Source organism: Oryzomicrobium terrae, assembly GCF_008274805.1.
Lineage (GTDB): Bacteria > Pseudomonadota > Gammaproteobacteria > Burkholderiales > Rhodocyclaceae > Oryzomicrobium > Oryzomicrobium terrae.
Genome location: NZ_CP022579.1, coordinates 81,033 through 107,571 on the forward strand (window position 1 = coordinate 81,033; position 26,539 = coordinate 107,571).

24 protein-coding genes and 1 riboswitch are annotated in these 26,539 nt (G+C 65.1%); of the genes, 21 read left to right on the forward strand and 3 right to left on the reverse strand.

What is annotated here, in order from left to right; translation table 11 throughout:
* Positions 1-38: 38 nt before the first annotated feature.
* From OTERR_RS00345 to argC, 21 genes are all read left to right on the forward strand, one after another.
* Entirely contained in the window at positions 39-1,247 is a 1,209-nt protein-coding gene (locus OTERR_RS00345; protein WP_054619816.1) for a multidrug effflux MFS transporter, read from the forward strand.
* A gap of 623 nt (positions 1,248-1,870) precedes the next feature.
* Positions 1,871-2,062, forward strand: coding sequence for a Flp family type IVb pilin (locus OTERR_RS00350; protein ID WP_054619815.1), 192 nt, complete (start codon positions 1,871-1,873; stop codon positions 2,060-2,062).
* A gap of 103 nt (positions 2,063-2,165) precedes the next feature.
* On the forward strand, positions 2,166-2,348 hold the full coding sequence (locus tag OTERR_RS00355; protein ID WP_054619976.1) for a Flp family type IVb pilin: 183 nt from the start codon (positions 2,166-2,168) through the stop codon (positions 2,346-2,348).
* A 369-nt stretch (positions 2,349-2,717) separates the two neighbouring features.
* Entirely contained in the window at positions 2,718-3,317 is a 600-nt protein-coding gene (locus OTERR_RS00365) for an A24 family peptidase (protein WP_054619813.1), read from the forward strand.
* A gap of 55 nt (positions 3,318-3,372) precedes the next feature.
* Positions 3,373-4,740: an ATP-binding protein gene (locus tag OTERR_RS00370; RefSeq protein ID WP_246154229.1), complete on the forward strand. Its 1,368-nt coding sequence runs from the start codon at positions 3,373-3,375 to the stop codon at positions 4,738-4,740.
* 85 nt (positions 4,741-4,825) lie between these two features.
* Entirely contained in the window at positions 4,826-5,662 is an 837-nt protein-coding gene (cpaB, locus tag OTERR_RS00375; RefSeq protein ID WP_246154232.1) for a Flp pilus assembly protein CpaB, read from the forward strand.
* Positions 5,663-5,691: 29 nt separating this feature from the next.
* Entirely contained in the window at positions 5,692-7,368 is a 1,677-nt protein-coding gene (locus OTERR_RS00380; protein ID WP_082396511.1) for a type II and III secretion system protein family protein, read from the forward strand.
* A 10-nt stretch (positions 7,369-7,378) separates the two neighbouring features.
* The gene (locus OTERR_RS00385) at positions 7,379-7,672 is read left to right on the forward strand and encodes a hypothetical protein (protein WP_054619811.1); all 294 of its coding nucleotides are present in this window, start codon (positions 7,379-7,381) and stop codon (positions 7,670-7,672) included.
* 19 nt (positions 7,673-7,691) lie between these two features.
* Positions 7,692-9,152, forward strand: coding sequence for a pilus assembly protein TadG-related protein (locus OTERR_RS00390; RefSeq protein ID WP_054619810.1), 1,461 nt, complete (start codon positions 7,692-7,694; stop codon positions 9,150-9,152).
* 5 nt (positions 9,153-9,157) lie between these two features.
* Positions 9,158-9,625: a TadE/TadG family type IV pilus assembly protein gene (locus OTERR_RS00395; protein ID WP_149424516.1), complete on the forward strand. Its 468-nt coding sequence runs from the start codon at positions 9,158-9,160 to the stop codon at positions 9,623-9,625.
* A gap of 8 nt (positions 9,626-9,633) precedes the next feature.
* Positions 9,634-10,200, forward strand: a complete 567-nt coding sequence (locus tag OTERR_RS00400; RefSeq protein WP_082396510.1) for a TadE/TadG family type IV pilus assembly protein — start codon at positions 9,634-9,636, stop codon at positions 10,198-10,200.
* A gap of 28 nt (positions 10,201-10,228) precedes the next feature.
* Entirely contained in the window at positions 10,229-11,416 is a 1,188-nt protein-coding gene (locus tag OTERR_RS00405; RefSeq protein ID WP_223115971.1) for a CpaE/TadZ family protein, read from the forward strand.
* 23 nt (positions 11,417-11,439) lie between these two features.
* Complete coding sequence (locus tag OTERR_RS00410) at positions 11,440-12,795, forward strand: TadA family conjugal transfer-associated ATPase (protein WP_054619808.1); 1,356 nt, start codon at positions 11,440-11,442, stop codon at positions 12,793-12,795.
* A 26-nt stretch (positions 12,796-12,821) separates the two neighbouring features.
* The gene (locus OTERR_RS00415) at positions 12,822-13,802 is read left to right on the forward strand and encodes a type II secretion system F family protein (protein ID WP_054619807.1); all 981 of its coding nucleotides are present in this window, start codon (positions 12,822-12,824) and stop codon (positions 13,800-13,802) included.
* 27 nt (positions 13,803-13,829) lie between these two features.
* Positions 13,830-14,774: a type II secretion system F family protein gene (locus OTERR_RS00420; RefSeq protein ID WP_054619806.1), complete on the forward strand. Its 945-nt coding sequence runs from the start codon at positions 13,830-13,832 to the stop codon at positions 14,772-14,774.
* Positions 14,775-14,794: 20 nt separating this feature from the next.
* Positions 14,795-16,090: a LytR C-terminal domain-containing protein gene (locus OTERR_RS00425; protein WP_054619805.1), complete on the forward strand. Its 1,296-nt coding sequence runs from the start codon at positions 14,795-14,797 to the stop codon at positions 16,088-16,090.
* Positions 16,091-16,230: 140 nt separating this feature from the next.
* The gene (gene bamE / locus OTERR_RS00430; RefSeq protein ID WP_054619972.1) at positions 16,231-16,746 is read left to right on the forward strand and encodes an outer membrane protein assembly factor BamE domain-containing protein; all 516 of its coding nucleotides are present in this window, start codon (positions 16,231-16,233) and stop codon (positions 16,744-16,746) included.
* Positions 16,747-16,787: 41 nt separating this feature from the next.
* A riboswitch (SAM riboswitch) is annotated at positions 16,788-16,863 on the forward strand.
* 74 nt (positions 16,864-16,937) lie between these two features.
* Positions 16,938-20,612 (forward strand): methionine synthase, encoded by a 3,675-nt coding sequence (gene metH / locus OTERR_RS00435; protein WP_054619971.1) that lies wholly within the window; start codon positions 16,938-16,940, stop codon positions 20,610-20,612.
* Between the two features lie 219 nt (positions 20,613-20,831).
* Positions 20,832-21,569 (forward strand): acetoacetyl-CoA reductase, encoded by a 738-nt coding sequence (gene phbB, locus OTERR_RS00440; protein ID WP_054619970.1) that lies wholly within the window; start codon positions 20,832-20,834, stop codon positions 21,567-21,569.
* 167 nt (positions 21,570-21,736) lie between these two features.
* Entirely contained in the window at positions 21,737-23,080 is a 1,344-nt protein-coding gene (locus OTERR_RS00445; RefSeq protein WP_054619804.1) for a ferredoxin reductase family protein, read from the forward strand.
* 114 nt (positions 23,081-23,194) lie between these two features.
* Positions 23,195-24,154: an N-acetyl-gamma-glutamyl-phosphate reductase gene (gene argC, locus OTERR_RS00450; protein ID WP_054619803.1), complete on the forward strand. Its 960-nt coding sequence runs from the start codon at positions 23,195-23,197 to the stop codon at positions 24,152-24,154.
* Positions 24,155-24,250: 96 nt separating this feature from the next.
* Here argC and OTERR_RS00455 read toward each other — a convergent pair whose 3' ends face one another.
* From OTERR_RS00455 to OTERR_RS00465, 3 genes are read right to left on the reverse strand one after another with little or no spacing between them, the layout of a single operon-like run.
* Positions 24,251-24,724: a GNAT family N-acetyltransferase gene (locus OTERR_RS00455; RefSeq protein WP_054619802.1), complete on the reverse strand. Its 474-nt coding sequence runs from the start codon at positions 24,722-24,724 to the stop codon at positions 24,251-24,253.
* Positions 24,725-24,728: 4 nt separating this feature from the next.
* Positions 24,729-25,937, reverse strand: a complete 1,209-nt coding sequence (locus tag OTERR_RS00460; protein ID WP_054619801.1) for an exo-beta-N-acetylmuramidase NamZ family protein — start codon at positions 25,935-25,937, stop codon at positions 24,729-24,731.
* Positions 25,938-25,945: 8 nt separating this feature from the next.
* A complete protein-coding gene (locus OTERR_RS00465; RefSeq protein ID WP_054619800.1) occupies positions 25,946-26,527 on the reverse strand; it encodes a DOMON-like domain-containing protein in 582 nt (193 codons plus the stop codon).
* Positions 26,528-26,539: the final 12 nt, after the last annotated feature.

Below are 26,539 nucleotides of genomic sequence, written 5' to 3' on the forward strand. Positions count from 1 at the left end.
TGCCGCAGCGGTTTCATGCCGTTCCGGATCGACTACCTATGCCGTCTTCACCTTCCGTGACACCGCCTCGGGGGCTGGCCCTGCTGCTGGCAGCCATGGCCGCCCTCGGCCCGTTTTCCATCGACGCCTACCTGCCGTCGTTCCATGCCATTGGGAGCGAGTTGGGCGCCGGTGAGCTGGCGGTACAGCAGACGCTGACCTACTACCTGGCGCCTTTTGCCCTGATGACCCTGTGGCACGGCGCCTTGTCCGACGCCTATGGGCGCAAGCGGGTGGTACTCGCCGGCTTCGCCCTGTTTGCCCTGGCCTCGGTGCTCTGCGCCCTGGCGCCCCGCATCGAGGTGCTGTGGCTGGGACGCTTGCTGCAGGGCGTGACGGCGGGAGCCGGCATCGTCATCTCCCGGGCGCTGATCCGGGATCTCTTCGATGGGGCTCAGGCCCAGAAGCTGATGGCCCACGTGGCCATCATGTTCGCCCTGGCGCCGGCGGTGGCCCCGGTGATCGGCGGCTGGCTCGAAACCCTGCTGGGCTGGCGGGCGGTCTTCGTCTTCCTCGCCGGCTTTGCCCTGGCGCTGCTGGTGCTGTGCTGGCGCTACCTGCCCGAAACCCTGCCGCACCATCAGCGTCAGCCGTTCTCCGCCGGCTATTTGCTCCGCGCCTATCGACAGGCTTTTACCCAGCCGGCGTTCATGAGCGCATGCCTGGGGATTGGTTTCTTCTTCATGGGCTTCTTCGTCTATGTGCTCTCCGCCCCGGTGTTCCTGATGCAGCACCTGGGGTTGGGCGAGACCCAGTTCTACTGGCTGTTTGGCCCGGGCATGGGGGGCTTAATGATCGGGTCGTGGCTATCCGGTCGCCTGGCCGGGCGGCGCAGCCCGCGCCAGTTGCTGACCCTGGCCATGACGGTGATGGGGGCCGCCACCCTGCTCAATCTGGCCGTCTGTCTGTGGTTGCCGCCTGGTGTCCCGCAGAACGTGCTGGCGATCGGCCTCTATACGGTGGGCATGTCGGTGTCGATGCCGGTGCTGACCCTGCTTGCCCTGGATATCTTTCCGACCCAGCGTGGCCTGGCGGCGTCGGTCCAGTCCTTCGTCCAGTCGGCCATCAACTCCCTGGCCTCCATCGCCTTCGTGCCCTTCCTCTGGGCCGCCCCGCTCCACCTGACGTGGGGCCAGGGGACCATGTTCCTGGCGGGGGGGCTGATGGTGGCCCTGTACTTCCGCCATGAGCGTCGGCAGGCGGCATAGCCCGCAGCCGCCTCTGTTCGTGCGCTGATCTCCTCGTTCGCACACTCTGTCACGGCATACCGCGTCCCGAAGGCAGGGGGGACTATCCCATTTGGGCACGCTGCTACCGTTTAGTCGGTAAACCTGCACGCCTGTCGCCTTGACGAAACGCCCCCCTACCCCCTGCCTCTAACTGAACACAGACCCTTCGCCAGATGGGGTTATTTGCTGGCGTGTGACGCATTTGGGGCGTGCGCTGGGGAGAGGACAAAAGCATCAAAACGAACAACATGTTGATGACCTTGCTGGCCGTGATGCGTTTTAAATTGGCTGGCGGGTACGAACGTAAAAATTAATTGTTGTATTTGCTAACGATATGAATTTGAACGGATAGTTCATGTTTGTACGTTGATTTGCGTTGTTTTTGCGTTTTTGCTATAGAACAGCTTATTTCTTTTAAGTAATTAGCAGTTCAAGACCGTTAAAAATTTCCTTGTCGATGATTTTTGCCGATCTATAAAAGAAATACGGGAGTCTGCTGATGTTTTTTGCATTCCCCGGTGTCATCCGTGATGCATACAAGCTCGGGGATGAACAGCTCTCTCATAGCTTTGTTGCTCTGTCATCTGTTCAAGGAGTCGGTCATGAAAAAGTTTGCCTACGAATTTCAGCGCTTCCTGCGTGACGAAGAAGGTGTCACCGCCATTGAATACGGCTTGATCGCAGCCCTGATCGCCATCGCGATCATCGTTGGGGCCTCGCTGGCGGGGACCAACCTCAATAACTTGTTCTCACGGATCGGTCGCTGCCTGGCCAACCCCAGCGCGGCTTGCTGAGCGCGATGCAACCGGTGCCGTGGAGCATTCCGTGGCACCGGGTTGCGGGGGTGAAGTCGATCTACGCACTAGTTGAGATGGGAGGTCAGTCATGAACGGGTTTATGCACACCAGACTCCAGGACTTCCTGCGAGATGAAGAAGGGGTGACGGCCATCGAGTACGGTCTGATCGCTGCCTTGATCGCCATCGCCATTATCGTCGGCGCATCCTTGGCGGGGACGAACCTCAATGCTCTCTTCAACCGCATCGGGGCGTGTTTGTCCAATCCGTCGAGCGCTTGCTGAGTTCGTGCCAGGGGTATGAATGCGGCACCTCCCAGTGCCGCAGAAAGCGGGGGAGTCATGGGGGTCTCTTGCGGAGGAGCGTTGCGACGGTTCCGTGACCTGCTCGTGGAAGAACAAGGCGTCACCGGGACCGAGTACGCACTGGTGGCTTGGTTGATCGCCATTGCTCTAATCGTTGCCCTGCTCTTTGCCGGGGGGTCCGTCGCAACCTTGTGGACCAACTTGGGCAACTGCGTGGCCTCGTTCGGCACAAGCTGCTCGCTCTAAAAACCATATCGCCATTACACCGACGGCAGCGATGAGCCGGGGAGGGGAAGTTGCGCCCGGAAATTCCTGCAGCCGCTGCTAGATGTGCAGGGGGAGAAAAAAATGGCGCACCCGCTCTTCATCCAGGACGGCTTCCTGGTCGTTGCCGACGGCGCCTGGTTTATCGAGTTTCGCCTGGTGCTCCTGGCCGGTTTCGTGCTGGCCGCCGCCGTGGGCGACCTGCACCGTCGGCGCATTTCCAACCGTCTGATCCTGTGCGGTTTGGCCGTGGCCTTCCTCTGGCACCTTTTCTATCCCTATGACCTGGGCTGGCTGCGTGGTCTGGCCGGACTGGCGGCCGGCATCGGGATATTGCTGCCCTTCTTTCTGCTCCGCGGCATGGCCGCCGGCGATGTCAAGTTGATGGGGCTGGTCGGAGCATTTGTCGGCCCGTGGGGAGTCGTCTGGGTCACGTTGCTGACCTTCCTCCTGGGCGGAATCTGGGTCGTCGCGTGGCTGACGGCAAAGCGGGCCTGGCCTCAGGTCATGGCCAACTTGTGGGTGATGTGGCAGACCCTGGGCCTGACGCGGGCGCCTGCCTTGGCGCGGGCCGGGGAGGATGGGGGCCTGCCCTCCGTGGGCGCAATTCCCTACGGCGTGGCGATTGCTGCAGGGGCGTTGCTTCTGGTGGCCCTGTTCAAACAGGGATGGGTGCTGATGTGAGTCGTGGCGGCGGGTACAACGCTGCCCGCGCCGGTCCTCAACGAAGGAGAGCGCGATGTTGATGTCGGATTCAGCGATCGGCCTGCCGCGTGCCGATTCCGAGGGGTTCATCGTGGAGCGGCGCAAGTCGCCACCGGGCGCCCATGACCAGGTCGCTTCCCTGATGCCGCGGCGGCCCGCAACGGTCGAGGCCACCGGCCTTGAACCGTTGTTCATTGCCGACCTGCTGGCAAAGACCCTGTTCCTGCGCGGCAAGCTTTCCTTGGCCGAACTGTCGGCCCATGTCCGCCTGTCCCGGGGAGTGCTGGATGCGGTGCTGGTTTTTCTGCGCAACGAACGCCTGATCGAGGTGGCGCGGCGTGGCAGCAACGAAGGTGACGTGGAGTACCAACTCACCGAGGAAGGCCGGCGCCGGGCCATCGAGAAGTTGGAACGCTGCCAGTACGCCGGGCCAGCGCCCGTGACCCTGGCGGACTATACCCGGGTCGTCGAACAGCACTCCATCAGCCGGGGCCACGTGAGCCGGGATGAAGTGGAGCACGCCTTTGCCGACGTGATCGTGCCCGACGGCATGCTGGATCGCTTCGGGCCGGCCATGAACTCGGGGCGGGCCATGTTCGTGTATGGCCCGGCGGGCAGCGGCAAGACCTATCTGGCCGAGCGCCTCTGCCGCCTGCTTGGTGGGGCGGTGCCGGTGCCCCACGCCGTGCTGGTGGATGGGGAAGTCATCCAGGTGCTGGATCCGTTGGTGCACAAGCCGGTACCGATTCCCGAGCGCCCCGGCGGGTTGATCGACCGGCGCGAGATGGTGGATCAGCGCTGGGTGTTGTGTGAGCGCCCCGTGGTGCTGACCGGCGGCGAATTGAGCCTGCCGATGCTGGATCTGCATTTCGACGAGAGCAGTCGCTTCTACCAGGCGCCGCCGCACTTCAAGGCCAACAACGGCATCTTCATCGTGGACGACCTGGGGCGCCAGCTGGTGGCCCCCCGGGATCTGATGAACCGCTGGATCGTCCCGCTGGATCGGCGCTGTGACTACCTGGCGCTTCACACCGGTTACAAATTCCGGGTGCCCTTCGACGTGGTGGTGGTGTTCTCAACCAACCTAAATCCGAGCGATTTGGCCGACGAAGCTTTTTTGCGACGCCTGGGCTACAAGATCCGCATCGGTTCGCTGTCCGTGGATGATTATCGAAAAATTTTCGAGAAATATTGCACGGAGCAGAAAATAACTTTCAAAGAAGACGTTTTTGACTACCTCGTTCGGGAACTACATGGGCATTTTAACCGTCCATTACTTGCATGCTATCCGCGTGACTTGTTGGGACAGGTGCGTGATCTGGCGATCTACAACAACGAGCCGCCAGAGCTGACAAAAACAGCCATAAGGCATGCGTGGGAAACCTACTTCGTAACGGAGTAAGCAGGGTGGCCCGCGGTACGTCGAACTCGCCGTGCAGCGGGGCCCGCGATTGGGGGTTGAAATGAAAAACACAAGAGCGTTGGTCATGTTCGCGGTATCGCTGGTGGCGGGGGTGCTGGCTGTCGTCGCCGCGGCGCGCTGGGTCAATCAGCAGGCCACCGGCAATACCAATCGGCTCGCGGTGGCGAGCGTGGACCTCCAATTGGGGCAGCCCCTCAATCCTGAAATGGTCAAGCTGGTGGATTGGCCCCGGGACAGCATGCCGCCGGGCGCCTTTACCGAAGCCAAGGACCTGGGCAGCCGGGTGACCCGGGTGGCTATCCAGCGCGGGGAGCCGATCCTGGAATCCAAGTTAGCACCGGTGGGCAGCAAGGCTGGCCTGTCCGCCGTGATCGCCTCAGGGCGGCGTGCCATGACGGTCAAGGTCAACGAAGTGGTCGGAGTGGCGGGCTTCGCCCTTCCCGGCAACTACGTGGACATCATGGTCAACACCCAGGAAGAGGGAGCCAATCAGAGCAACCAGGACCGGCAGATATCCAAGATCGTGCTGGAGCGCATCCTGGTGCTTGCCGTGGCCCAAGAGGCAAGCAGGGACGAAGCAAAGCCCAAGGTGGTGAATGCCGTGACCCTGGAAGTCTCGCCTGAAGAGGCCGAGAAGCTCGACCTGGCCCGCAGCGTTGGCACGTTGTCCCTGGTGCTGCGCAATCAGGTGGAAACCCAGGATGCCAAGACCGCTGGGGCAACCAAGCAGACCCTGCTGGTGGCCCAGGCGGCCCGGACCGCTCCGGCACCGGCAGGGGCGCCGGCCAGCAAGCCGGAACCGGTGAAGAAAGCGGTGAGGCCGGCAGCCGGGAGGTCAGCCGGAGGCGGCAACTGCGTGAAGGTGCTCACAGGTACGCAAACCTCTCAGGAATGTTTCTGACCTCAGTGCGGGGGCAAGGAGAAAAAATCATGGCACACCATGGCACGACACTACGCAACCGTTCCAGCCGCCCGAGCGGCTGGGCCTTGGGCCTGTTGTTGGCCCTGGGGGGTGGGGGGGCGCTGGCTCAGACGGCAGTGGAATACAGCAACGTGGCCGCCTCCCAGGGCGCAGCCAGCAGCGCTGGGGCGATGAAGGTAGCCAAGGCCGCTCCCGGGGCGGGGCAGACCCAGTCGGCCGGCGCTCCGGCGGCGCCGAGCCGGGGCGATGGCCCCAACTGTAGCGGCGAGGTGACCCAGCCGACCATGGTCAATGTAGCGACGGGAAAATCCACCCTGCTGCGGCTGCCCGAGCCGATCATCCGGCGCAGCCTGGGCAATCCCAAGGTGGTCGAGGCCCGTCTGGTCTCGCCGCAGTTGCTCTACGTGCTGGGCATGGACAACGGCGCGACCAACATGATCCTGCAGGGCAAGAGTGGCAAGTGCGTGGTGGTGGATGTGGTGGTCGGCTTCGACACCGCCGGACTGCGCGCCAAGATCGCCGAACTCTTGCCCGATGAAACCGGCGTCAAGGTCAGTTCCGCAGCAGACAGCCTGGTCCTTTCCGGCACCGTGTCCGATGCCCTGAACGCCAACCAGATCGTGACCCTGGCCAACGCCTATGTGCGTACCGGACCTCCGGGCAGCAACCAGTCGGGCGGCGGAGCTGCAAACATGGCTTCCCCGACGACCCAGAACCTGTTGTCGCCCCGGGTAGTGAACATGATGGCCGTAGCCGCGCCGCAGCAGGTGTTGCTGGAAGTGAAGGTGGCGGAGGTCAATAAGACCCTGCTTGAGCAGATGGGCGCTGGTTTCAATTTCCAGTTGCCAGGTATCGGCTTCATCCGCCAGTTTCAATCAGCCTTTCCCATTAATGGCAGTGGCAGCAGTAGCAAAGGCGTACTGGCTTTGTTTACATCGAAAAAAACCCAGGCACTACTCGAGGGCCAGGATCAGAACGATCTGTTGAAGATTCTCGCCGAGCCGAACCTGATCGCCATCAGCGGCCAGGAAGGCAGCTTCCTGGCCGGCGGCAAGATTTTCATCCCGGTCTCCCAGACCGGCACCCTGGGGGGGGCCAGTACGATCACCCTGGAGGAAAAGGAGTTCGGGGTAGGGCTGCGCTTCACTCCCACCGTGCTCTCCGGTGGCCGGATCAACCTGAAGGTGGCGCCCGAAGTGTCGGACGTCAATCCGGAAGGCATCGGTGTTTCTCTGGCCGGTAGTTCAGGTGGCACCTCGATCCTGCCCTCGATCCTTACGCGGCGGGCTTCCACCACGGTGCAGTTGATGGATGGCCAGAGCTTTGCCATCGGTGGCCTGATCAGCAACAACGTGCGCCACAACATCACGAAATTTCCCTTCCTTGGCGACGTGCCGATCCTGGGCACCTTGTTCCGCAGCGACAGCTTCAAGAACGAACGGACCGAGCTGCTGTTCGTCGTCACGGTCCACCTGATCAAGCCCCTGCCGGCCGACTACGCTTTGCCGACGGATTCCTATACCCCGCCGGGGCGTGCGCGGCGACTGCTCTTCGGTCGGATGGAAGGTGCGGCTCCCGACAAGCCGGGGGCTCCGGATCAGGATAACGACGACGACCAGGCACAGGCCGCACCTCCGCCCGAGGCACCCCGCGCCAAGCCTGCCAGTGGATTCGAAGTGAAGTGAGGAGACGGCCATGAGCACGTTGCGACATACCCCAAAGGCCATCGGCGGTGGCCTCCTGCTAGCCCTGCTGCTGGGTGGCTGCTCCAACACCCCCTACTGGGACGCTCACTTCGGCGAGGCGGTCGAACTCGCCAAGGCACAGCAGATCCTCAACCCCGATGCCGGCAAGAACCCGGATCCGGTCGCGGGCATCGATGGCCGGGCAGCGCGAGAAGGCATTGAGGCGTACCAAAAATCCTTCCGCACGCCGGAGACGCCCGCCAGTCCCTTCAGCATAGGCATCAGTGGCAGTAGCGGCCGCTAAGCGCAAATGGAGCAGTGCCATGAAAACCGGGTGTGGAGTCGGCAAGAAGCAAGGGGGGGCGGTCGCCATCATGGTCGGCCTCCTGTCCTTCTTCATGCTTATCGGCATGTTGGGTATCGCCGTCGACCTGTCCCAACTCTATTCGCGCAAAACGGAGTTGCAGAACGCCGCTGATGCTGCGGCCCTTAGCGGGGCCAAGGATTTGAACCAGACCGCCGCGGGGGTGGCCAAGGCCATCAACGATGCGATCGCCACCTTTGCCCAGAATTCGGGTAGCAATCTGATTGGCGGTATCGCCATCACGGCGGCCAACATCCGCGTCGGCAGCTGCCCCAACCCGAGCGACCGGCTGCCCCTGCGCAATCCCAACTGCTCCTTCGTCGCCGCCAGCAGTGTCACCAGCGACGCCCTGGCGGCGGGCATGACCTTTATCGAGGTCGATACCGGTAACCACAGCAACGCCACCTACTTCATGCCGACCCATCTCCTGCAAGGGACGGCTACAACGGGGGTGGGGACGTATGGCTACGCGGTGGCCGGACGCTTCGTCCAGAACGTGACGCCGATTGCCGTCTGCGCCATCACCAAAACCAAATACATCGACTACCCGACAGGGGAACGTCTCGAATACGGCTTCCGGCGCGGAGTCAGCTACAACATCATCGACCTCGATCCCCTGGGCGGAAGCCCCAACAAATTCCTGCTCAATCCGGTGGATGTGCCGCCGGGAGCTTGCAACCCGAGCCATGCCAGTGCCAGTTTCACCAATCCGTTTCTCTGCATGGGCAACAGCGCCGTGGCCTCCAACATCGCCACCAGCCCCACGGTGTATGTGAATACGGGTTTCTCGTCGTCGGCGGACGCACAACTCAACTCCCGTTTCGATGTCTTCGGCGGTGCGTCCAAGTGCGATCCGGCCACGGCGCCACCGGATACCAATATCAAGCAGTACACCCACGGCGCCAATGCGCCCTGGATGGCGCCTGACACGACCACACAAGATTTCGTGGGTCAGACGAACCATATTCCCGATTACTTCAACATCGCCAACCCGACCGTACCGAAGGCGATGACCTACACAAACTACGGTGTGCTGTCGTCCTATACCCAGGCGCTCAAGTCCGACGGCTCCAACTTTGCCGCTACCAATATCAACTGGAATCAGCTCTACAGCGCGCCACTCGGGGCCACGCCGCCCACCAGCTATCCAAGCCCGTCGCCCTATCTGTCGGGACTCAGCGCCTACAGCCAGAAACCCTCGGGGGCGAACGGCACGGGGGTTGCCGGGCGGCGCATGTTGAACCTGGTCATCGTCGATTGCACGACCCTGAGCGGCAGCGGATCGTGCGCCACGATCAAGGCGTTGGGGATCGGCCGCTTCTTCATGACGCAAAGGGCCAATCTGCCGGGGTCGATCATCACCGAGTACGCCGGCCTGATCAGCCCGGTGCCCGAGGCCGACATCAAGCTCTACCGGTGAATGCCATGAAATCCATCGCACTTCGCTTCCAACAACGCGGTGTGGCTGCCGTCGAACTGGGCCTAACACTGGTCTTCCTGCTGCTGATCGCTGCCGGCATCTTCGAGTTCGGTCGGGCCTTCTGGCATTACAACGCCCTGGCCAAGGCGACCCGGGATGGGGCGCGCCTGATGTCGGTGAATGCCAAGACGAACATTGCCTCGGTTGGCATAGCTGCCGCCAAGAGCCTGGTGGTGCAGGAGGTCAACGGCGCCAACCTGACGCCGCAGATCACCACCGCCAACGTGGTCGTCACCTGCTCACCAAGCTGCACCGATGGTACGGCGCCGAACAGCGTCACGGTCCAGATCAGCGGCTACACGCTCAACATCGGCGGGGTGTTTCCTTTCTTCAATCCCAACACCCTGAGCACCTCGAACATTCCGGGGATTGCCCTGGCGCCCTACACCACCATGCCCTACATGGCCAATTGAGGCTCGCCATGATCCGATCCCATACCCCCACCCAACAACGCCAGCGCGGCGTCGCCGCGGTGGAATTCGCCCTGGTGTCGATCTTCTTCCTCACCCTGGTACTCGGCATCATCGAACTCGGCCGCCTCATGTACGTGTGGAACACGGTGCAGGAAGTGACGCGGCATGCCGCACGGGAAGCCGTGGTGCGCGACTTCACCACCGATGTCGATGCGATAACCCGTGAGGCGGTCTTCGGCGGCGGCACGACGGGGCTGGCCTACATGCCGGGCAGCCCGGAAGTGACCAACAGCACGGTGCGGCTGACGTACCTGGATATCAACCAGAACCCCGTCAATCCGGCGCCGGCCGACCCGGCGGACAACATGTCGGCCTGCGGCGATATCACCCGCACCACCAGCTGCATCCGCTACGTGCGGGCCGAGGTGTGTGACACGACCAACTGCGGTGGGGTGTTCTACCAGCCATTGATCGGCTTTCTGCTCGGCATGTCGGGAATCGACTGGGCAATACGCATTCCGATATCGCCGGTGGTGATGCCTGCCGAAAGCCTGGGGTTTGTCGCCTCCTCCTAGGCGACGTGACGTTTGTGGGTTGCGAATCATGAAAATCAACGGGGAGAAGATCATGAACCTGGTCGTCGTCTCGCCTCAGCGGCAGCGGCTCAAGGACATCACGTCGATGCTCCAGGGCATGGAAGGCCAGGTTGCCGTTACCGGTGTCGAAGGGGGGCTGGACCGTCTGGCCTCGATCCCGGTGCACGATGAGCCCGACGTGCTCATCCTGGACAGCGCGGACAACGAGATGGCGCACCTCGACAAGATCGAGCGGCTCAACCACCTCTATCCCGAGATGGCTTGCATCGTCCTGTCCGACAGCCAGTCGCCCGAATTCCTGCTGCGTGCCATGCAAGCCGGGGTGCGGGAAGTGCTGCCCCATCCGGTGTCGCCGCCGGTGCTGACCGCGTCGATGGCCCGGCTGATCAAGAAGGCCAATGGCAGTACGCCGCGCCACGGCACCATCCTCGCCTTCGTCGGCTGCAAGGGGGGCTGTGGCACCACCTTCGTTGCCGCCAATCTGGCCTATGCCCTGGCCCAGGAAGAGTCGACCAAGGTGCTGCTGGTAGACCTGAACTTGCAGTTTGGCGATGCCTTGCTATTCATTTCCGACCATAAGGCAAGCACCACCCTGGCCGATGTGGCCGAGCAGATCGACCGGGTCGATGCCTCGTTCCTGGCGTCGTGCCTGGTCAGCATCACGCCCAACCTGGGGGTTCTGGCCGCCCCGGAAGACCCGGCCCGGGCCTTGGCCGTCAAGCCGGAGCACGTGGATACCTTGCTGCGCCTGGCCCGCAACAACTACGACTTCATTGTCGTCGATGCCGGCCGGGGCTTGGATCCGGTGAGCGTGCGCGCCATGGATCACGCCGACGTGATCTTCCCGGTGCTGCAGCTGACCCTGCCGTTCATCCGCGACGGCAAGCGGCTGATGGAGGCCTTCCGCTCCCTTGGCTATGCCAAGAGCAAAGTTCGGCTCCTGGTTAACCGCTATCAGAAGGGCGGCATCCTCGGCCTGGCCGACATCAGCCGGGCCCTGGGTCAGGAGGTGGAGTGCGTGGTGCCCAACAACTTCGAAGCGGTGGCGGCATCGGTCAATCAGGGGGTTCCGATTCTCAAACTGGCGGCGGCCAGCAATGTGTCGAAATCCTTGCAGGAAGTGGCCCAGTCCCTGGTGGCGAAACCCAAGGAGGAGACCGGCGGTTGGTTTGCCCGGGTCTTCCATCGCGCCTGACCCGTTCATCGAGGAGAATCATCATGTCATTGCGCGACCGGCTCAACGAAACGGATAGCGAGTCCCTGCGCGGCCTCGATCCGCGCGGCTATGGCTTGGGTAGCCAACAGGCCTACCAGGAACTGAAGACCCGCCTGCATCAGAACCTGCTTGAGCGGGTGGACCTGGAGCGCATGCAGCGCCTCAGCGAGGAGCAACTGCGCGAGGAACTGAAGAACCTGGTGGAGCGCATGCTGGTGGAAGGCGGCGTGGTCCTCAACGACGCCGAACGGCGCAACCTGGTGCGCGACATCCAGTACGAGATGCTCGGCCTGGGGCCGCTGGAGCCGCTGCTCACCGATCCCACCATCTCGGACATCCTGGTCAACACCTATAAGCAGGTGTACGTGGAACGGCGGGGCAAACTGGAGCTGACCAACGTCACCTTCCACGACGACGCCCACCTGCTGAAGATCATCGACAAGATCGTCTCCCGGGTGGGGCGGCGCATCGACGAGTCGAGCCCGATGGTGGATGCCCGTCTGGCCGATGGCTCCCGGGTCAACGCCATCATTCCGCCCCTGGCCATCGACGGGCCGATCCTGTCGATCCGGCGCTTCGCCGTGGTGCCCCTGACCATGGCCGACATCCTGGAATTCAAGACCTTGACCGGTCCCATGGCCGAGGTGCTGGAAGGCCTGGCTACCGCCAAGGTGAACGTCCTCATCTCCGGCGGTACCGGCAGCGGCAAGACCACCCTGCTCAATATCCTGTCCGGATTCATTCCGAGCAGCGAGCGCATCGTCACCATCGAGGATGCGGCCGAGTTGCAACTACAGCAGCCACATGTGGTGCGCCTGGAAACTCGGCCGGCCAACATCGAGGGCAAGGGCGAGGTATCCCAGCGCGCCCTGGTGCGCAACGCCCTGCGCATGCGCCCGGATCGCATCATCCTCGGCGAGGTGCGTGGTGCCGAGGCCCTGGACATGCTGCAGGCCATGAACACCGGTCACGAGGGCTCCATGGCCACCATCCACGCCAACACCCCCCGGGATGCCATCAGCCGCCTGGAGAACATGATCGGCATGGCCGGCCTCAACCTGCCGCCTCGGGTGATTCGCCAGCAGATCAGCTCGGCCATCGCCGTGGTGCTGCAGGCATCGCGGCTCACCGACGGCAAGCGCAAGATCGTCAGCATCCAGGAAGTCACCGGGATGGAGGGGGACATCATCACCATGCAGGAGGTCTTCACCTTCCGCCAGGAAGGGATCGGCCAGGACGGCAAGGTGATTGGCCACTTCGCCGCCACCGGCGTACGGCCGCGCTTCGTCGAGCGGCTGCGCACCCACGGCATCAGCCTGAACGACAACCTGTTCGACCCGAGCCGGCACTTCGAATAACGGCCGACCCGCATGGGAGCTCCACCATGGACTACCTCTACTACTTTTTCCTGCTGTTCCTCTTCCTGGCGGTCACCCTTCTCCTCGAAGGGGCGCTGACCTGGTGGAATACCACCCGGGGCACCGAGGCGCAGCGCATCTCGAAGCGGGTGCGGCTGATGTCGGCAGGGGCCCACGCCGGGACCGGCGATGACCTGTCGATTCTGAAGAAGCGCCTGCTGGCCGAGGCGCCGGGACTGGCCAAACTGCTGTTGCAGATTCCTCGGGTGCACCAGATTGACCGGTTGCTCGAACAGTCCGGCCTGCCGTGGACGGTAAGCCGTTTCCTCGGCTATTCCCTGCTGTGGGTGGCGATCGGCCTGGCTATCGGCTGGGCACTGCACCTGCCGATGCTGCTGTGGCTCGGTGTGGGGGTGGCCTGCGGCTTTGTGCCGTTGATGCACGTGCTGCGCCGGCGCGACAAGCGTATCCAGCGTATAGAGGAACAACTGCCCGACGCCCTCGACCTGATCGGCCGGGCCCTGCGCGCTGGCCATGCCTTCCCCAGTGCGCTGAAGATGGTCGGGGAGGAGATGCCCGATCCCATCGCCGGTGAGTTCCGCACCACCTTCGACGAGGTCAATTACGGCTTCTCGATGCAGGTCGCCCTGACCAACCTGGCGACCCGGGTGCCGAACATGGATCTGCGCTACTTCGTCATCGCGGTACTGATCCAGCGCGAGACCGGCGGCAACCTGGCCGAACTGCTGGGCAACATCAGCACCATCATCCGCGACCGCCTCAAGCTCCTCGGCAAGATCCGCGTGCTTTCTGCCGAAGGGCGACTGTCGGCCTGGATTCTGGGCCTGCTGCCCTTTGTCACCGCCGCCATCATCAATTTCGTCAACCCGGACTTTCTCAAGGTCCTGTGGACCGATCCCACCGGCCTGAAGCTCGTCGGCATGGCCGCCGTGATGATCGTTTTCGGCATCGTCTGGATGCGCAAGATCATCCACATCCACGTCTAAGCCCGAGATAAAAAAAGAGGGGGCGCCATGAATGCCGTACAGCTGATTTTCCTCGTCCTGGTCTTCGTCGCCGTGTTTGCGGTGGCGATGGCCGCCATGTGGCTGTTCTCGCCCAACCCGCTGCGCCAGCGCCTGCAAGGCGTGCTGGGCGCAACCGTAAGCGATGACGTCTCGCCCCAAAGCAAATGGGTCGAGACCATCGTCAGGGCGGCCACGCCCCTGGCCAAGCTGCGCCTGCCCGACCCGGGCTGGGAAGGTTCGGCGCTGCGCATCCGCTTCATGAACGCCGGCTTCCGCGACCCCATGGCACCGGTGCTGTTCTTTGCCGCCAAGGTGGTGCTGGCAGTGGGGCTGCCGCTCCTGTTGTTCTTCTACCTGACCCTGAGCGGGGCGACGGCCCGTCCCGAGATGGTCTTTGCCCTGCTCTTCCTGTGCTGCGGCATTGGCTACTACCTGCCTAACCTGGTGCTCCGCCACATCACCAACCGGCGTAAGCGGGACATCTTCGAGGCGTTTCCGGACGCCCTCGACCTGCTTACCGTCTGCGTCGAGGCTGGCCTGGGTCTGGACGCCGCCTTGCAGCGGGTGGCCGAGGAAATCCGCCTGACCAGCCCGGCCCTGTCGGACGAATTGACCCTGGTCACCCTCGAACTGCGCGCCGGCAGTGCCAAGGAGGCGGCCCTGCGCAACCTGGCGCTGCGCACCGGCGTGGAAGAGGTGGATACCCTGGTGGCCATGCTCATCCAGGCCGAGCGCTTCGGTACCAGTACCGCCGACTCCCTGCGGGTGCACGCCGACACCTTGCGCACCAAGCGGCGCCTGCGGGCCGAGGAGCTGGCGGCCAAGGTGGCCCTGAAACTGCTCTTTCCGCTCATCTTCTGCATCTTTCCCACCCTGATGCTGGTGCTGCTCGGTCCGGCCTTCATCCAGATCAGTCGCATCCTCCTGCCGACCATGACCGGCGGGCAATAACGGCTAGCGAAGGAAATGCCATGAAAAAGACGATCACCGTAGCGATCCAGGCCGCCCTGGCCGCCGTGACGCTGGCCAGTTGCGCGAATACCGCTCCGGGGCCGATGACGAAGATCCAGCCGGTACTGCGCATGAGCAATCAGGTCGGTCCCGACGCCTGGTACCAGCTGGGGCGCTACTACCAAGGGCAGAACCGCCATGAGCGGGCCGAACTGGCGTTCCGTCGCGCCTTGCAACTCGACGACCACCATGCCGAAGCCCACAACGCCCTGGGCGCCACCCTGGCGGCCCAAGGCCGTCTCGACGAAGCCGCCCAAGCCTTTCTGGCCGGGGTGAATGCTGCGCCCCGGGCGGCCCATATTCGCAGCAACCTGGGGCGGGTCTATCTGCTCCAGGGGCGGCGCGACGAAGCGATTGCCATGCTGCAAGAAGCCCTGAGCCTCGATCCGGCCAACGGGGGCGCCCGGGAAAACCTGGCCCTGGCCCAGGCGCCCGGCGGAGCGCAAAGCGGGGTGGCTCGCGCCGAACCCGCCGCCACACCGGCTCCGTTGGCGCCCAAGCCCGCCGCGGCCGCCGTGGCGAATACGGCCACCGTCGAGGCCGGAGGCGGCATCACGATCATTACAGCCGTGCCCCTGGGGGACGCCCGGGCTACGGTGCAGGAGGTGGCCGCCAATGCACCCCCCGTCGCACTCCAGGCGATGGTGCCGCAACACGATGCGACGGCGTTGGTCGTCCTGGCTGCCGCTAGCCCGGAGACGCCTCGACAGGTGGATATCGGTCGGATCACGCCGGTGGATGTCACCAGAGTCACCGATCTTCCTTCCCGGATGACGCCCCCTGCCGTGGCACCAGAAGCTGCCGCCATGGCGGCAGCCGCGGTGGAGCCCACGGCACCGCTCCAGACGGCTGCCATCACCCCGGAGGCTGGGGCGGTACCGGCAGCGGGGGGCTCCTCCCGCGCCCGCTTCCGTCTGGAAGTGGCCAACGGCAACGGTATCACCGGCCTGGCCCGGCGGGTCAGCCGCAGCCTGGAGGCCTACGGCTTTCCCCTGGGCCGGTTGACCAACCAGAAGCCCTACCAGCAGGCGGTCACCCAGATCCAGTACCGGGCTGGCTTCGAGCAACAGGCCCAGACCCTGGGCGCCAGCTTTCCCCAGCGCTCCGTCGTCATCGCCCGGGGGGACATGGATGCCCGGGCCGATGTGCGTATCGTGCTCGGCCACGACCTGCCCCGTGACTTCACCCTCAACCTCAACCCGGCGGCGGCACCGCTGCGCCTGGCGGCGGCCGCTGCGGACCTGAACAACGAATGACGATGGCGAGACGGGCAGGCGGCAGTTGGCGCCCGTTCCGTTGAGCCGCTGGGTGGCAATGCTGTCCGGGTGAGGCCGAACGCCGGTACGATAACGGGGTCGGCACCCGCGGCGGTGCCATGTCCTTTTCGGGATCGTTCATGTCCTTTTCCTGGCCCCGTTTCGATTTGTCGTCCTGGTCCACCCGCTGGCGGCCCATGCTCCTCGGTGCCCTGGCCCTGGTCGGTTGCGATACCGCCAAGCTCGATGCCACGGTGCCCGGCCAATCCACCAGTGCCGACGTGATCAAGCACTGGGGTGAGCCGCCGGGGCGCTGGGAGAACGACGATGGCAGCATCACCTGGGAATACCCGCGGGGCCCCATGGGCACTGCCACCTACCTGATCACTCTGGGGCCGGACGGTATCGTGCAACGGGTCGAGCAGGCCCTGACCGAGACCAACTACGCCCGCGTCCGCCCGGGCATGAGCCGGGACGAAGTGCGCCACATTCTGGGCAGCCCGGCGGGCACCACGGTGTTCGAGCGCCAGCAGGAGGAAGTATGGGACTGGCGCATCGCCGGCGACCTGCCGTGGGAAGAGTGGCACTTCTACGTCAATTTCGACCTTGATGGCCGCGTCAAAACGACCTCCAAGGCAATGATTCAAAAAGGATAAGCGCCGCTCTGCCTTGACAGCGACGGCACCGCCCCCTACCCTCCTGCCTTCGCGCCGATTTGAGCTCAGCTTGCGGGCGCGTTACAAATTCCGCTAAAGCGACGTGCCAACCCGCTCGCCGCCACGCTGAGCGGGTTTTTGCTTTTGGAGCCTCCATGTCCGCGCCCCACGTTTCCCTGTCCGCCCCCGCCCTGCAACCCGACCGCACCGCCGAACTGACGGCCCTGATGCAAGAGCGCATCCTGGTCCTCGACGGCGCCATGGGCACCATGATCCAGCGCCATAGCCTGGGCGAGGCCGACTACCGGGGCGAGCGCTTCCGCGACCATCCCAAGGACTTGAAGGGCAACAATGACCTGCTGCTGCTGACCAAGCCCGAGGTCATCCGCGGCATCCATGCCGAGTACCTGGCGGCCGGCGCCGACATTCTCGAAACCAACACCTTCAACGCCACGTCCCTGTCCCAGGCCGATTACGGGCTGGAAGCCATCGTCTACGAGCTGAACGTGGCCGGCGCCCGCCTGGCGCGCCAGGTGGCCGACGAATTCACCGCCACCAACCCGACCAAGCCGCGCTTCGTCGCCGGGGTGGTGGGGCCCACCTCGCGCACCGCGTCGATCTCGCCGGACGTGAACGACCCGGGCTACCGCAACGTCACCTTCGACGAACTGGTGGAAAGCTACACCGAGGCCGTGCGCGGCCTCACCGACGGCGGCGCCGACATCCTGTTGGTGGAAACGGTGTTCGACACCCTCAACGCCAAGGCCGCCCTGTTCGCCATCGAGCAGTTCTTCGACAACGTCGGCCGGCGCTGGCCGATCATGATCTCGGGCACCATCACCGACGCCTCCGGCCGCACCCTGTCGGGCCAGACCGCCGAGGCCTTCTGGAACTCCCTGTCCCATTCCCGCCCCCTGTCCTTCGGCCTCAACTGCGCCCTGGGAGCCAAGGAATTGCGCCAGTACGTGGAAGAGCTGTCCCGCGTCTGCGACTGCTTCGTTTCGGCCCACCCCAACGCCGGCCTGCCCAACGCCTTCGGCGGCTACGACGAGACGCCGGAGCAGCTGGCCGAGGAAATTGCCGACTGGGCCCGCCACGGCTTCGTGAATATCGTCGGTGGCTGCTGCGGCACCAGCCCGGACCATATCGGCGCCATCGCCAAGGCGGTGGCCGGCATCGCCCCCCGCATCATTCCGCAAATCGAGCCCCAGCTGCGCCTCTCCGGCCTGGAGCCCTTCAACGTCGGGCCCCAGAGCCTCTACGTGAACGTGGGCGAGCGCACCAACGTCACCGGATCGAAAGCCTTCGCCCGCATGATTCTGGAAGGCCGCTACGACGACGCCCTGGCGGTGGCCCGCCAGCAGGTGGAAAACGGCGCCCAGGTGATCGACATCAACATGGACGAGGCCATGCTGGACTCCGTGGCCGCCATGGAGAAATTCCTCAAGCTCATTGCCTCGGAACCGGACATCTCCCGGGTGCCGATCATGCTCGACTCCTCCAAGTGGGAGGTGATCGAAGCCGGCCTCAAGTGCATCCAGGGCAAGGGCATCGTCAACTCCATCTCCATGAAGGAGGGGGAGGCCAAGTTCCTGGAACAGGCCAAGCTGGCCCGCCGCTACGGCGCCGCCGTCATCGTCATGGCCTTCGACGAGACGGGCCAGGCCGACACCTACGCGCGCAAGATCGAGATCTGCAAGCGGGCCTACGACCTGCTGGTGAGCATTGGCTTTCCGGCCCAGGACATCATCTTCGACCCGAACATCTTCGCCATCGCCACGGGTATCGAGGAGCACGACAACTACGCGGTGGATTTCATCAACGCCACCCGCTGGATTCGTGAAAATCTGCCCCACGCCCAGATTTCCGGCGGCGTTTCCAACGTCTCGTTCAGCTTCCGCGGCAACGACCCGGTGCGCGAGGCGATCCACACCGTGTTCCTCTACCACGCCATCCAGGCCGGCATGACCATGGGCATCGTCAACGCCGGCATGCTCGGCGTGTACGACGATCTGGCGCCGGAACTGCGGCAGAAGGTGGAAGACGTGGTCTTGAACCGCCACCCGGGCGCCGGCGAAGCCCTGGTGGAGTTCGCCCAGACGGTGAAGGAAGGCAAGGCCAAGGACACCGGGCCCGACCTGACCTGGCGCACCCTGCCCGTGGAAAAGCGCCTGGAGCATGCCCTGATCAAGGGCATCACCGACTTCGTGGTGGCCGATACCGAGGAAGTGCGCGCCGCCCTGGCCGCCGCCGGCAAGCCGCCCCTGGCGGTGATCGAAGGGCCGCTGATGAACGGCATGAACACCGTGGGCGACCTGTTCGGCGCCGGCAAGATGTTCCTGCCCCAGGTGGTCAAATCCGCCCGGGTGATGAAGCAGGCGGTGGCCCACCTGATCCCCTACATCGAGGAAGAGAAGGCCCGCACCGGCGCTTCCTCCAAGGGCAAGATCGTCATCGCCACGGTCAAGGGCGACGTGCACGACATCGGCAAGAACATCGTCGGCGTGGTGCTCGGCTGCAACGGCTACGAGGTGGTGGACCTGGGCGTCATGGTGCCCGCCGACAAGATCCTGCACGCCGCCAAGGAGCACGGCGCCCAGGCCATCGGCCTGTCCGGCCTGATCACCCCGTCTCTCGAAGAAATGAGCCACGTGGCCGCCGAGATGGAGCGCCAGGGCTTCGCCGTGCCGCTGCTGATCGGCGGCGCCACCACCAGCCGGGCCCACACCGCCATCAAGATCGCCCCCAACTACAGCAAACCGGTGGTGTACGTGCCGGACGCCTCCCGGGCCGTGGGCGTGGTCACCAGCCTGCTGTCGGAAACCCAGTCCGCCGACTACCAGGCCCAGGTGGCCGCCGAGTACGAAAAGCTGCGGGAGTTGCACGGCAAGAAGAAGGGCATTCCCCTGGTGTCCCTGGAGGCCGCCCGGGCCAATCCGATCAAGCTCGACTACGCCCCGGTGGTGCCCAAGAAGCTCGGCGTCACCGCCCTGCGCGACGTGGATCTGGCCACCCTGGCCAAGTACATCGACTGGGGCCCCTTCTTCCAGACCTGGGACCTGGCCGGCGCCTTCCCCAAGATTCTCGACGACGCGGTGGTGGGCGAGACCGCCCGCCAGGTGTACGCCGACGGTCAGGCCATGCTGGAGAAGATCATCGCCGAGAAGTGGCTCACTGCCCACGCCGTGTTCGGCCTGTTCCCGGCCAACGCGGTGGGGGACGACATCGCTTTCTATGCCGACGAAACCCGCGCCGCCCCGGTGTTCACCTGGCACGGCCTGCGCCAGCAGCAGGAGCGCCCGGACGGCAAGCCCCAGCAGTGCCTGGCCGACTTCGTCGCGCCTGCGCAAAGCGGCATCAAGGATTACGCCGGCGCCTTCGCCGTCACCGCCGGCCTGGGCATCGAGGCCAAGCTGGCCGAGTTCGAGGCCGGCCACGACGATTACCACGCCATCATGCTCAAGTCCCTGGCCGACCGCCTCGCCGAGGCCTGCGCCGAATGGCTGCACGAGCGGGTACGCAAGGAGTACTGGGGCTACGCCGGTGGCGAGACCCTGTCCAACGACCAGCTGGTGCGCGAGGAATACCAGGGCATCCGCCCGGCCCCCGGCTACCCGGCCTGCCCGGACCACACCGCCAAGGGCGGCCTGTTCGACCTGCTCGACGCGCCGCGCAATGCCGACATGGGTCTCACCGAGTCCTACGCCATGACTCCGGCAGCGGCGGTGTCCGGCTTCTACCTGGCCCACCCGGACGCCCACTACTTCGCCGTGAGCAAGATCGGCCGCGACCAGCTCGAAGACTGGGCCCGGCGCGCCGGTTTCAGCGTGGACGAAGCCGCCCGCTGGCTCGCCCCCCTCCTCTAAGGGTATCCCCGCTGCCCGGACGGGCACGGCGGCACCGTTCATCGTGCCGCCGTGCCTGCTGTCGGAATCCCTCCCGTCTTTGCTGCGGTGCCAGAACCACGCTTTCACCCTGGTGCCATAATGGTTTTGCCATAGCGCTCCATGGGGCGCCAGGCGACCTTGCCGGCCGAGGCCGTTGATCGGTTGTCTGCCGGCCTCAAAAAGAACGAGGAGGCTGAAATGAGTCAAAAAGTGGCTTACGTCACGGGGGGAATGGGCGGTATCGGTACCGCCATCTGTCAGCGGCTGCACAAGGATGGCTTCAAGGTCATCGCCGGTTGCGGCCCCACCCGCAATTACGAGGAATGGCTGAGCGAGCAGAAGGCCTTGGGCTACACCTTCTACGCCAGTGCCGGCAACGTCGGTGATTGGGATTCCACGGTGGAAGCCTTCGCCAAGGTCAAGGCCGAGCACGGCCCGGTGGCCGTGCTGGTGAACAACGCCGGCATCACCAAGGACGGCCAATTCCGCAAGATGAGCAAGGCGGACTGGGACGCAGTGCTGTCCACCAACCTGGACAGCCTGTTCAACGTCACCAAGCAGGTCATCGACGACATGATCGAGGCCAACTACGGCCGCATCATCAACATCTCGTCGGTGAACGGCCAGAAGGGCCAGTTCGGCCAGGTGAACTACTCCACTGCCAAGGCCGGGATTCACGGCTTCACCATGGCTCTGGCCCAGGAAGTGGCGGGCAAGGGCGTCACGGTGAACACCGTCAGTCCGGGCTACATCGGTACCGACATGGTCCGTGCCATCCGTCCCGACGTGCTGGAGAAGATCGTCGCCACGGTGCCGGTCAAGCGCCTGGGTGAACCGTCCGAAATCGCCTCCATGGTGGCCTGGCTGGCCTCTGCCGAAGGCGGCTACGCCACCGGTGCCGATTTCTCGGTCAACGGCGGCCTGCACATGGGCTGACCGCCGGCCCTGCCACGCCTCGGCAACACCGGCCCGCTCTCCAACCGAGGCGGGCCGGTCTTTTTTTACGGGTAGGACTGCGCCGCGCCGGGGATTTTTCGGATTTGCCATGGACGCCCCGGGCACCGGGTGGTTTCATAGCTCCAGACAATGCTGTCGAGATCATCATGAAGAACATCAAACTGGCCCTCTGGGGCCTGCTGCTGATCCTGACCGGGCTGTGGTTGTTGGCCGATACCCTGGTTCCCACCCCGTTCACCTACTTCACCTTGCGCGGCGTGCTGGTACAACTTACCGGCGTGCTGGCCTTCGGCGCCATGAGCGCGGCCATGGTGCTGGCCACCCGGCCGACCTGGCTGGAGCCCCGCCTGCGCGGGCTGGACAAGATGTACCGCCTGCACCAGTGGCTGGGCATCGGTGCCCTGGTGGCCGCCGTGATCCACTGGTGGTGGGCCCAGGGCACCAAGTGGATGGTGGGCTGGGGCTGGCTGGTCAAGCCGGGGCGTAAGGGCGGTGGCCCCGGTCCCGATCTGGGCACCCTGGAAGGCTGGTTGCGCAGCCAGCGAGGCCTGGCCGAATCCCTGGGCGAATGGGCGTTCTATGCTGCCGTGGTGCTGATCGTGCTCGCCCTGGTCAAGCGCTTTCCTTACCACCTGTTCGCCAAGACCCACACGCTGCTGGCGCCGATCTACCTGGTGCTGGCCTACCACACCGTGGTGCTGACCAAGGTCGAGTATTGGCGCCAGCCCGTCGGTTGGGCTCTGGCGCTGTTGCTGCTCGGTGGCCTGGCATCGGCCCTGCTGGTGCTGGCTGGCCGGGTTGGCGCCCGCCGCAAGGTGGGGGGCACCATTGCCGCGATCACCCACTACCCGGAATTGCAGGTACTGGAAACCACCCTCACCCTGGCACCCGGCTGGCCCGGCCATGCCGCCGGGCAGTTCGCCTTCGTCACTTCGGACAAGCGCGAGGGCGCCCACCCCTACACCATCGCCTCGGCGTGGCGGCCCGGCGACAACCGCATCACCTTCATCACCAAAGCCCTGGGCGACCACACCGGCCGGCTGCGCGACCGGCTCAAGGTCGGGGCGGCGGTGATCGTGGAAGGCCCCTACGGCTGCTTTACCTTCGCCGATGCGCCACCCAAGCCGCGCCAGATCTGGATCGGCGCCGGCATCGGCATCACCCCCTTCGTTGCACGCATGAAGCAACTGGCCGGCACCCCGGGAACCCAGGCAATCGACCTGTTCCACCCCACGGCCGAATACGCCCAGGCGGCCATCGACAAGCTCACTGCCGATGCCCATGCCGCCAAGGTGCATCTGCACCTGCTGGTCAGCCCCCGGGACGGCGTGTTCGACGGCCCGGGCATCCGTGCCGCCGTGCCCGACTGGCGTAACGCCAGCATCTGGTTCTGCGGCCCGCCGGGCTTCGGCCAGGCGCTGCGCGCCGATTTCCTGGCCCAGGGCCTGGCGCCCGAGGACTTCCACCAGGAGTTGTTCCAGATGCGCTAGGCGGGCCGTACCTAGCCCCTGGGAGACAATTTGCGCCGAGAAGATCGAAATCTCGCCCCGGGCTGCCTACAATAACGATTTGCTCCCCGCACCTACACGGACTCCGGAACTCTCATGACTTTCAAGGTATTCATCGACGGCCGCCACGGCACCACCGGTCTCAAGATCGACGAACGGCTGTCGATCCGCCCGGAAATCGAAATCCTCACCATCCCCGAGGACAAGCGCAAAGACCCGGCGGTCAAGGCCGAGTACATCAACAACGCCGACGTGGTGTTCCTCTGCCTGCCCGATGCGGCTTCCAAGGAATCCGTGGCCCTGCTCAAGCCGGGCAACACCAAGACCCGTTTCCTCGACGCCTCCACCGCCCACCGCACCCACCCGGACTGGGTGTATGGCCTGCCCGAACTCAACGGCGGCCAGCGCGAGCGCGTCAAGAACGCCCAGAAGGTGGCCGTGCCCGGCTGTCACGCCAGCGGCTTCATCATGCTCATGGCCCCCCTGGTGGCCGGCGGCATCGTGCCCAAGGACTACCCGGTCAGCACCTACTCGATCACCGGCTACAGCGGCGGCGGCAAGGAAATGATCGCCAGCTACGAAGAGCCGGCGACCCTGCCCGAGTCCATGAAGAGCCCGCGTTTCTACGCCCTCGGCCTGGCCCACAAACACCTGCCGGAAATGCAGGCCCAGACTGGCCTGGCGCACCAGCCCCTGTTCACCCCCATCGTCGGCAACTTCGCCCAGGGGATGGTGGTGGCGGTGCCCCTGCTGCCGCGCCTGCTGCCCAAGAAGGTCACCCCGGCCGATATCCAGGCCTACTTCGCCGAGTACTACGCCGGCGAGGTGTTCGTGAAGGTGATGCCCCTGGATGCCGCCCCGGTGCTCGACAACGGCTTCCTGCCGGCCACCGCCTGCAACGACACCAACCGGGCGGAAATCTTCGTCTTCGGCCACGGCGACCAGATCCTGCTCGCCTCCCGCTTCGACAACCTGGGCAAGGGCGCTTCCGGCGCCGCCATCCAGTGCATGAACATCATGCTGGGGGTGGATGAGACGACCGGGCTGGCGGTGTAACAGCTGCCTAGTCCGGCACAGCAAAAGGCCGAAGCGGCATGCCCGCTTCGGCCTTTTGTTTTCATCCCGCTTCGCCCGGGGAGCGTGGCCAGGCCATCAATTCAGCTGCAGGGACATCACCGCATTTTCCAGGGCCACGCCGCGCACCACCGGGTACTGGACCTGCTCCACGACAAAGCCGAAACGGCGGAAGAACGGCTGGGCGGTCAGGCTGACGTGGGAATGGAGCCGCGTCAGCCCCTGGGCGCGGGCCGTATCGAGCAGATGGCGCATCAGCATGCTGCCCACACCCTGGCCGGCGTAATCGGCGGCGACGAAAAACTGGTCGATGTAGCCCGTGGGCTGCAGGTCGGCAAAGCCCGCTGGCACCCCCTCCACCTCGGCCACGTAGGGGCGGTTGGCCTGGATGCGGGCGATCCACTGGTCCTCGTAGTCGGCATCGACCGTGCGCGGCGCCCAAGCGTCCAGCTGGGCCGGCGTGTAATCCCGCGCCGCCAGGCCATGGACCGAGGCGCGGAAGACGCCGAGCAAGGTCAGCGCTTCGCCGGGGAGCAGGGGGCGGATGCGCATCGCTTCAGTAGAGCAAGAAGGGCGTCCGCTCGGCTTCCCAGGCCGCCTCGTCCGGCCGTGCCAGGGCATCGAAATCCCCAGGCATCGCCTCGGCGTCATCCACCCAGTCCCGCAGCAGCGGGCTGCCGTTGATCAGGTCGATGGCCAGGCGGTCCCGTTCGTATTCGTAGGGAAAGTCGCGCCAGATCGGGTAGTCGGGCTGCAGGCGGCGCAGGGCCTTGAAGGCCAGGGTCTGCAGGCGCCAGGGCTGGAAGGCGGCATGGTCGTAGTGGGCCGGGTCTTCCACGTGGATCTGCACGCCGTGGCACAGCTTGCCGGCGTGCTTGTGGAAGGTGGGCTCGAACCAGCATTCCCGCAGCACGCAGCCCTTGAGCCATTCAGGGGCAAGGGCGCGCATCTCGGTGATGATCGCCCGGGCGTCGATGTCCGGGGCACCGAAGAGTTCCAGGGGGCGGGTGGTGCCCCGGCCTTCGGAAAGGGTTGTGCCTTCCAGCATCACCGTACCGGCGTAGGCCCGGGCCATGGAGAGATTGGGGGCGTTGGGGCTGGGGTTCACCCAGCTGCGCTCGCCCAGGGGCCAGCCGTAGCCGGGGCCGGCTTCGGGCTGCCAGCCGGCCATGGTGATGACCTGGCAATCCACGTCCAGCTTGAGGGTGGCGATGAACCAGTGGGCCAGTTCGCCCATGGTGAGGCCGTGGCGCATGGGTAAAGGTCCGGCACCGACGAAGCTCTCCCAGCCCTGGCGCAGCAAGAGGCCTTCCACCGGGCGGCCGGCGGGGTTGGGACGGTCCAGCACCCAGACGCTCTTGCCGTGCTTGGCGGCGGCTTCGAGCACGTAGCGCAGGGTGGTGATGAAGGTGTAGATGCGGCAGCCCAGGTCCTGCAGATCGACGAGCAGCACATCGAAGCTGTCCATCATGGCGTCCGTGGGCCGGCGCACTTCGCCGTAGAGGCTGAAGACGGGAATGCCGTGCAGGGGGTCCACGTAGTCCGGGGACTCCACCATGTTGTCCTGCTTGTCGCCACGCAGGCCGTGCTGGGGGCCGAAGGCGGCGGAAAGCTTGAGGTCGGGCAGGGCCGCCAGGGCGTCCAGGGAATGGGTCAGGTCCCGGGTGACGGAGGCCGGATGGGCGAGGAGGGCAACCCGCTTGCCCGCCAGGGGGCGGCGCAGGGCGGGGTCGGCGAGCAGGCGGTCGAGGCCAAACTGGATCATGGGATGTCCTACAGGTCGGGCAGGGCGAGGGGAACGGCAAGCGCGAAACCGTCCCGGTGGTGAAAGTCGGGTTTGCCGGCGGGGTGGGCCAGGGCCCAGTAGGAAAGCGGGCCGTCGGCACGCTCGACCACCGTGGTCAGGGCCAGGCGGAGCGGGCCTTCTCCCTGGGGCAGGGCGGTGGCGGGCAGGGTTGCCCTCAGGGCGAGTACCCCTGCTTCCCGATCTGCTTCCCGATGCCAGGCCAGGGTGGGGGCGGGCAGGGCGAGCGCCCCGTCGCGCTGCCGGTAGTCGGCAAAGGCGTAGGCTGCCCACTGGCCGGACGGTGAGAAGTTGTATTCCCGGTAGGCCGGCTGGTCGCCCCGGGCAAGGAAGACCTCGAAGCAGGTGTGGGCCCACAGCCGGTCCGGGTCCAGCGGCGTGGCCGGGGAGGCGATGCGCAGGGCCGCCAGATCGCCTTGCAGCCGATAGTCCAGGGCCAGGCCACCGTCCCGGGTCGGGCCTGCGGTCACGGCGATGCCGGTCACGGCCGGGGCGGGAAAATCCGGGTGGGCCGCCAGGGCGGCGCTGAGCGGGGGCGGGGTGGTTATCATGGTTGAGGCGGA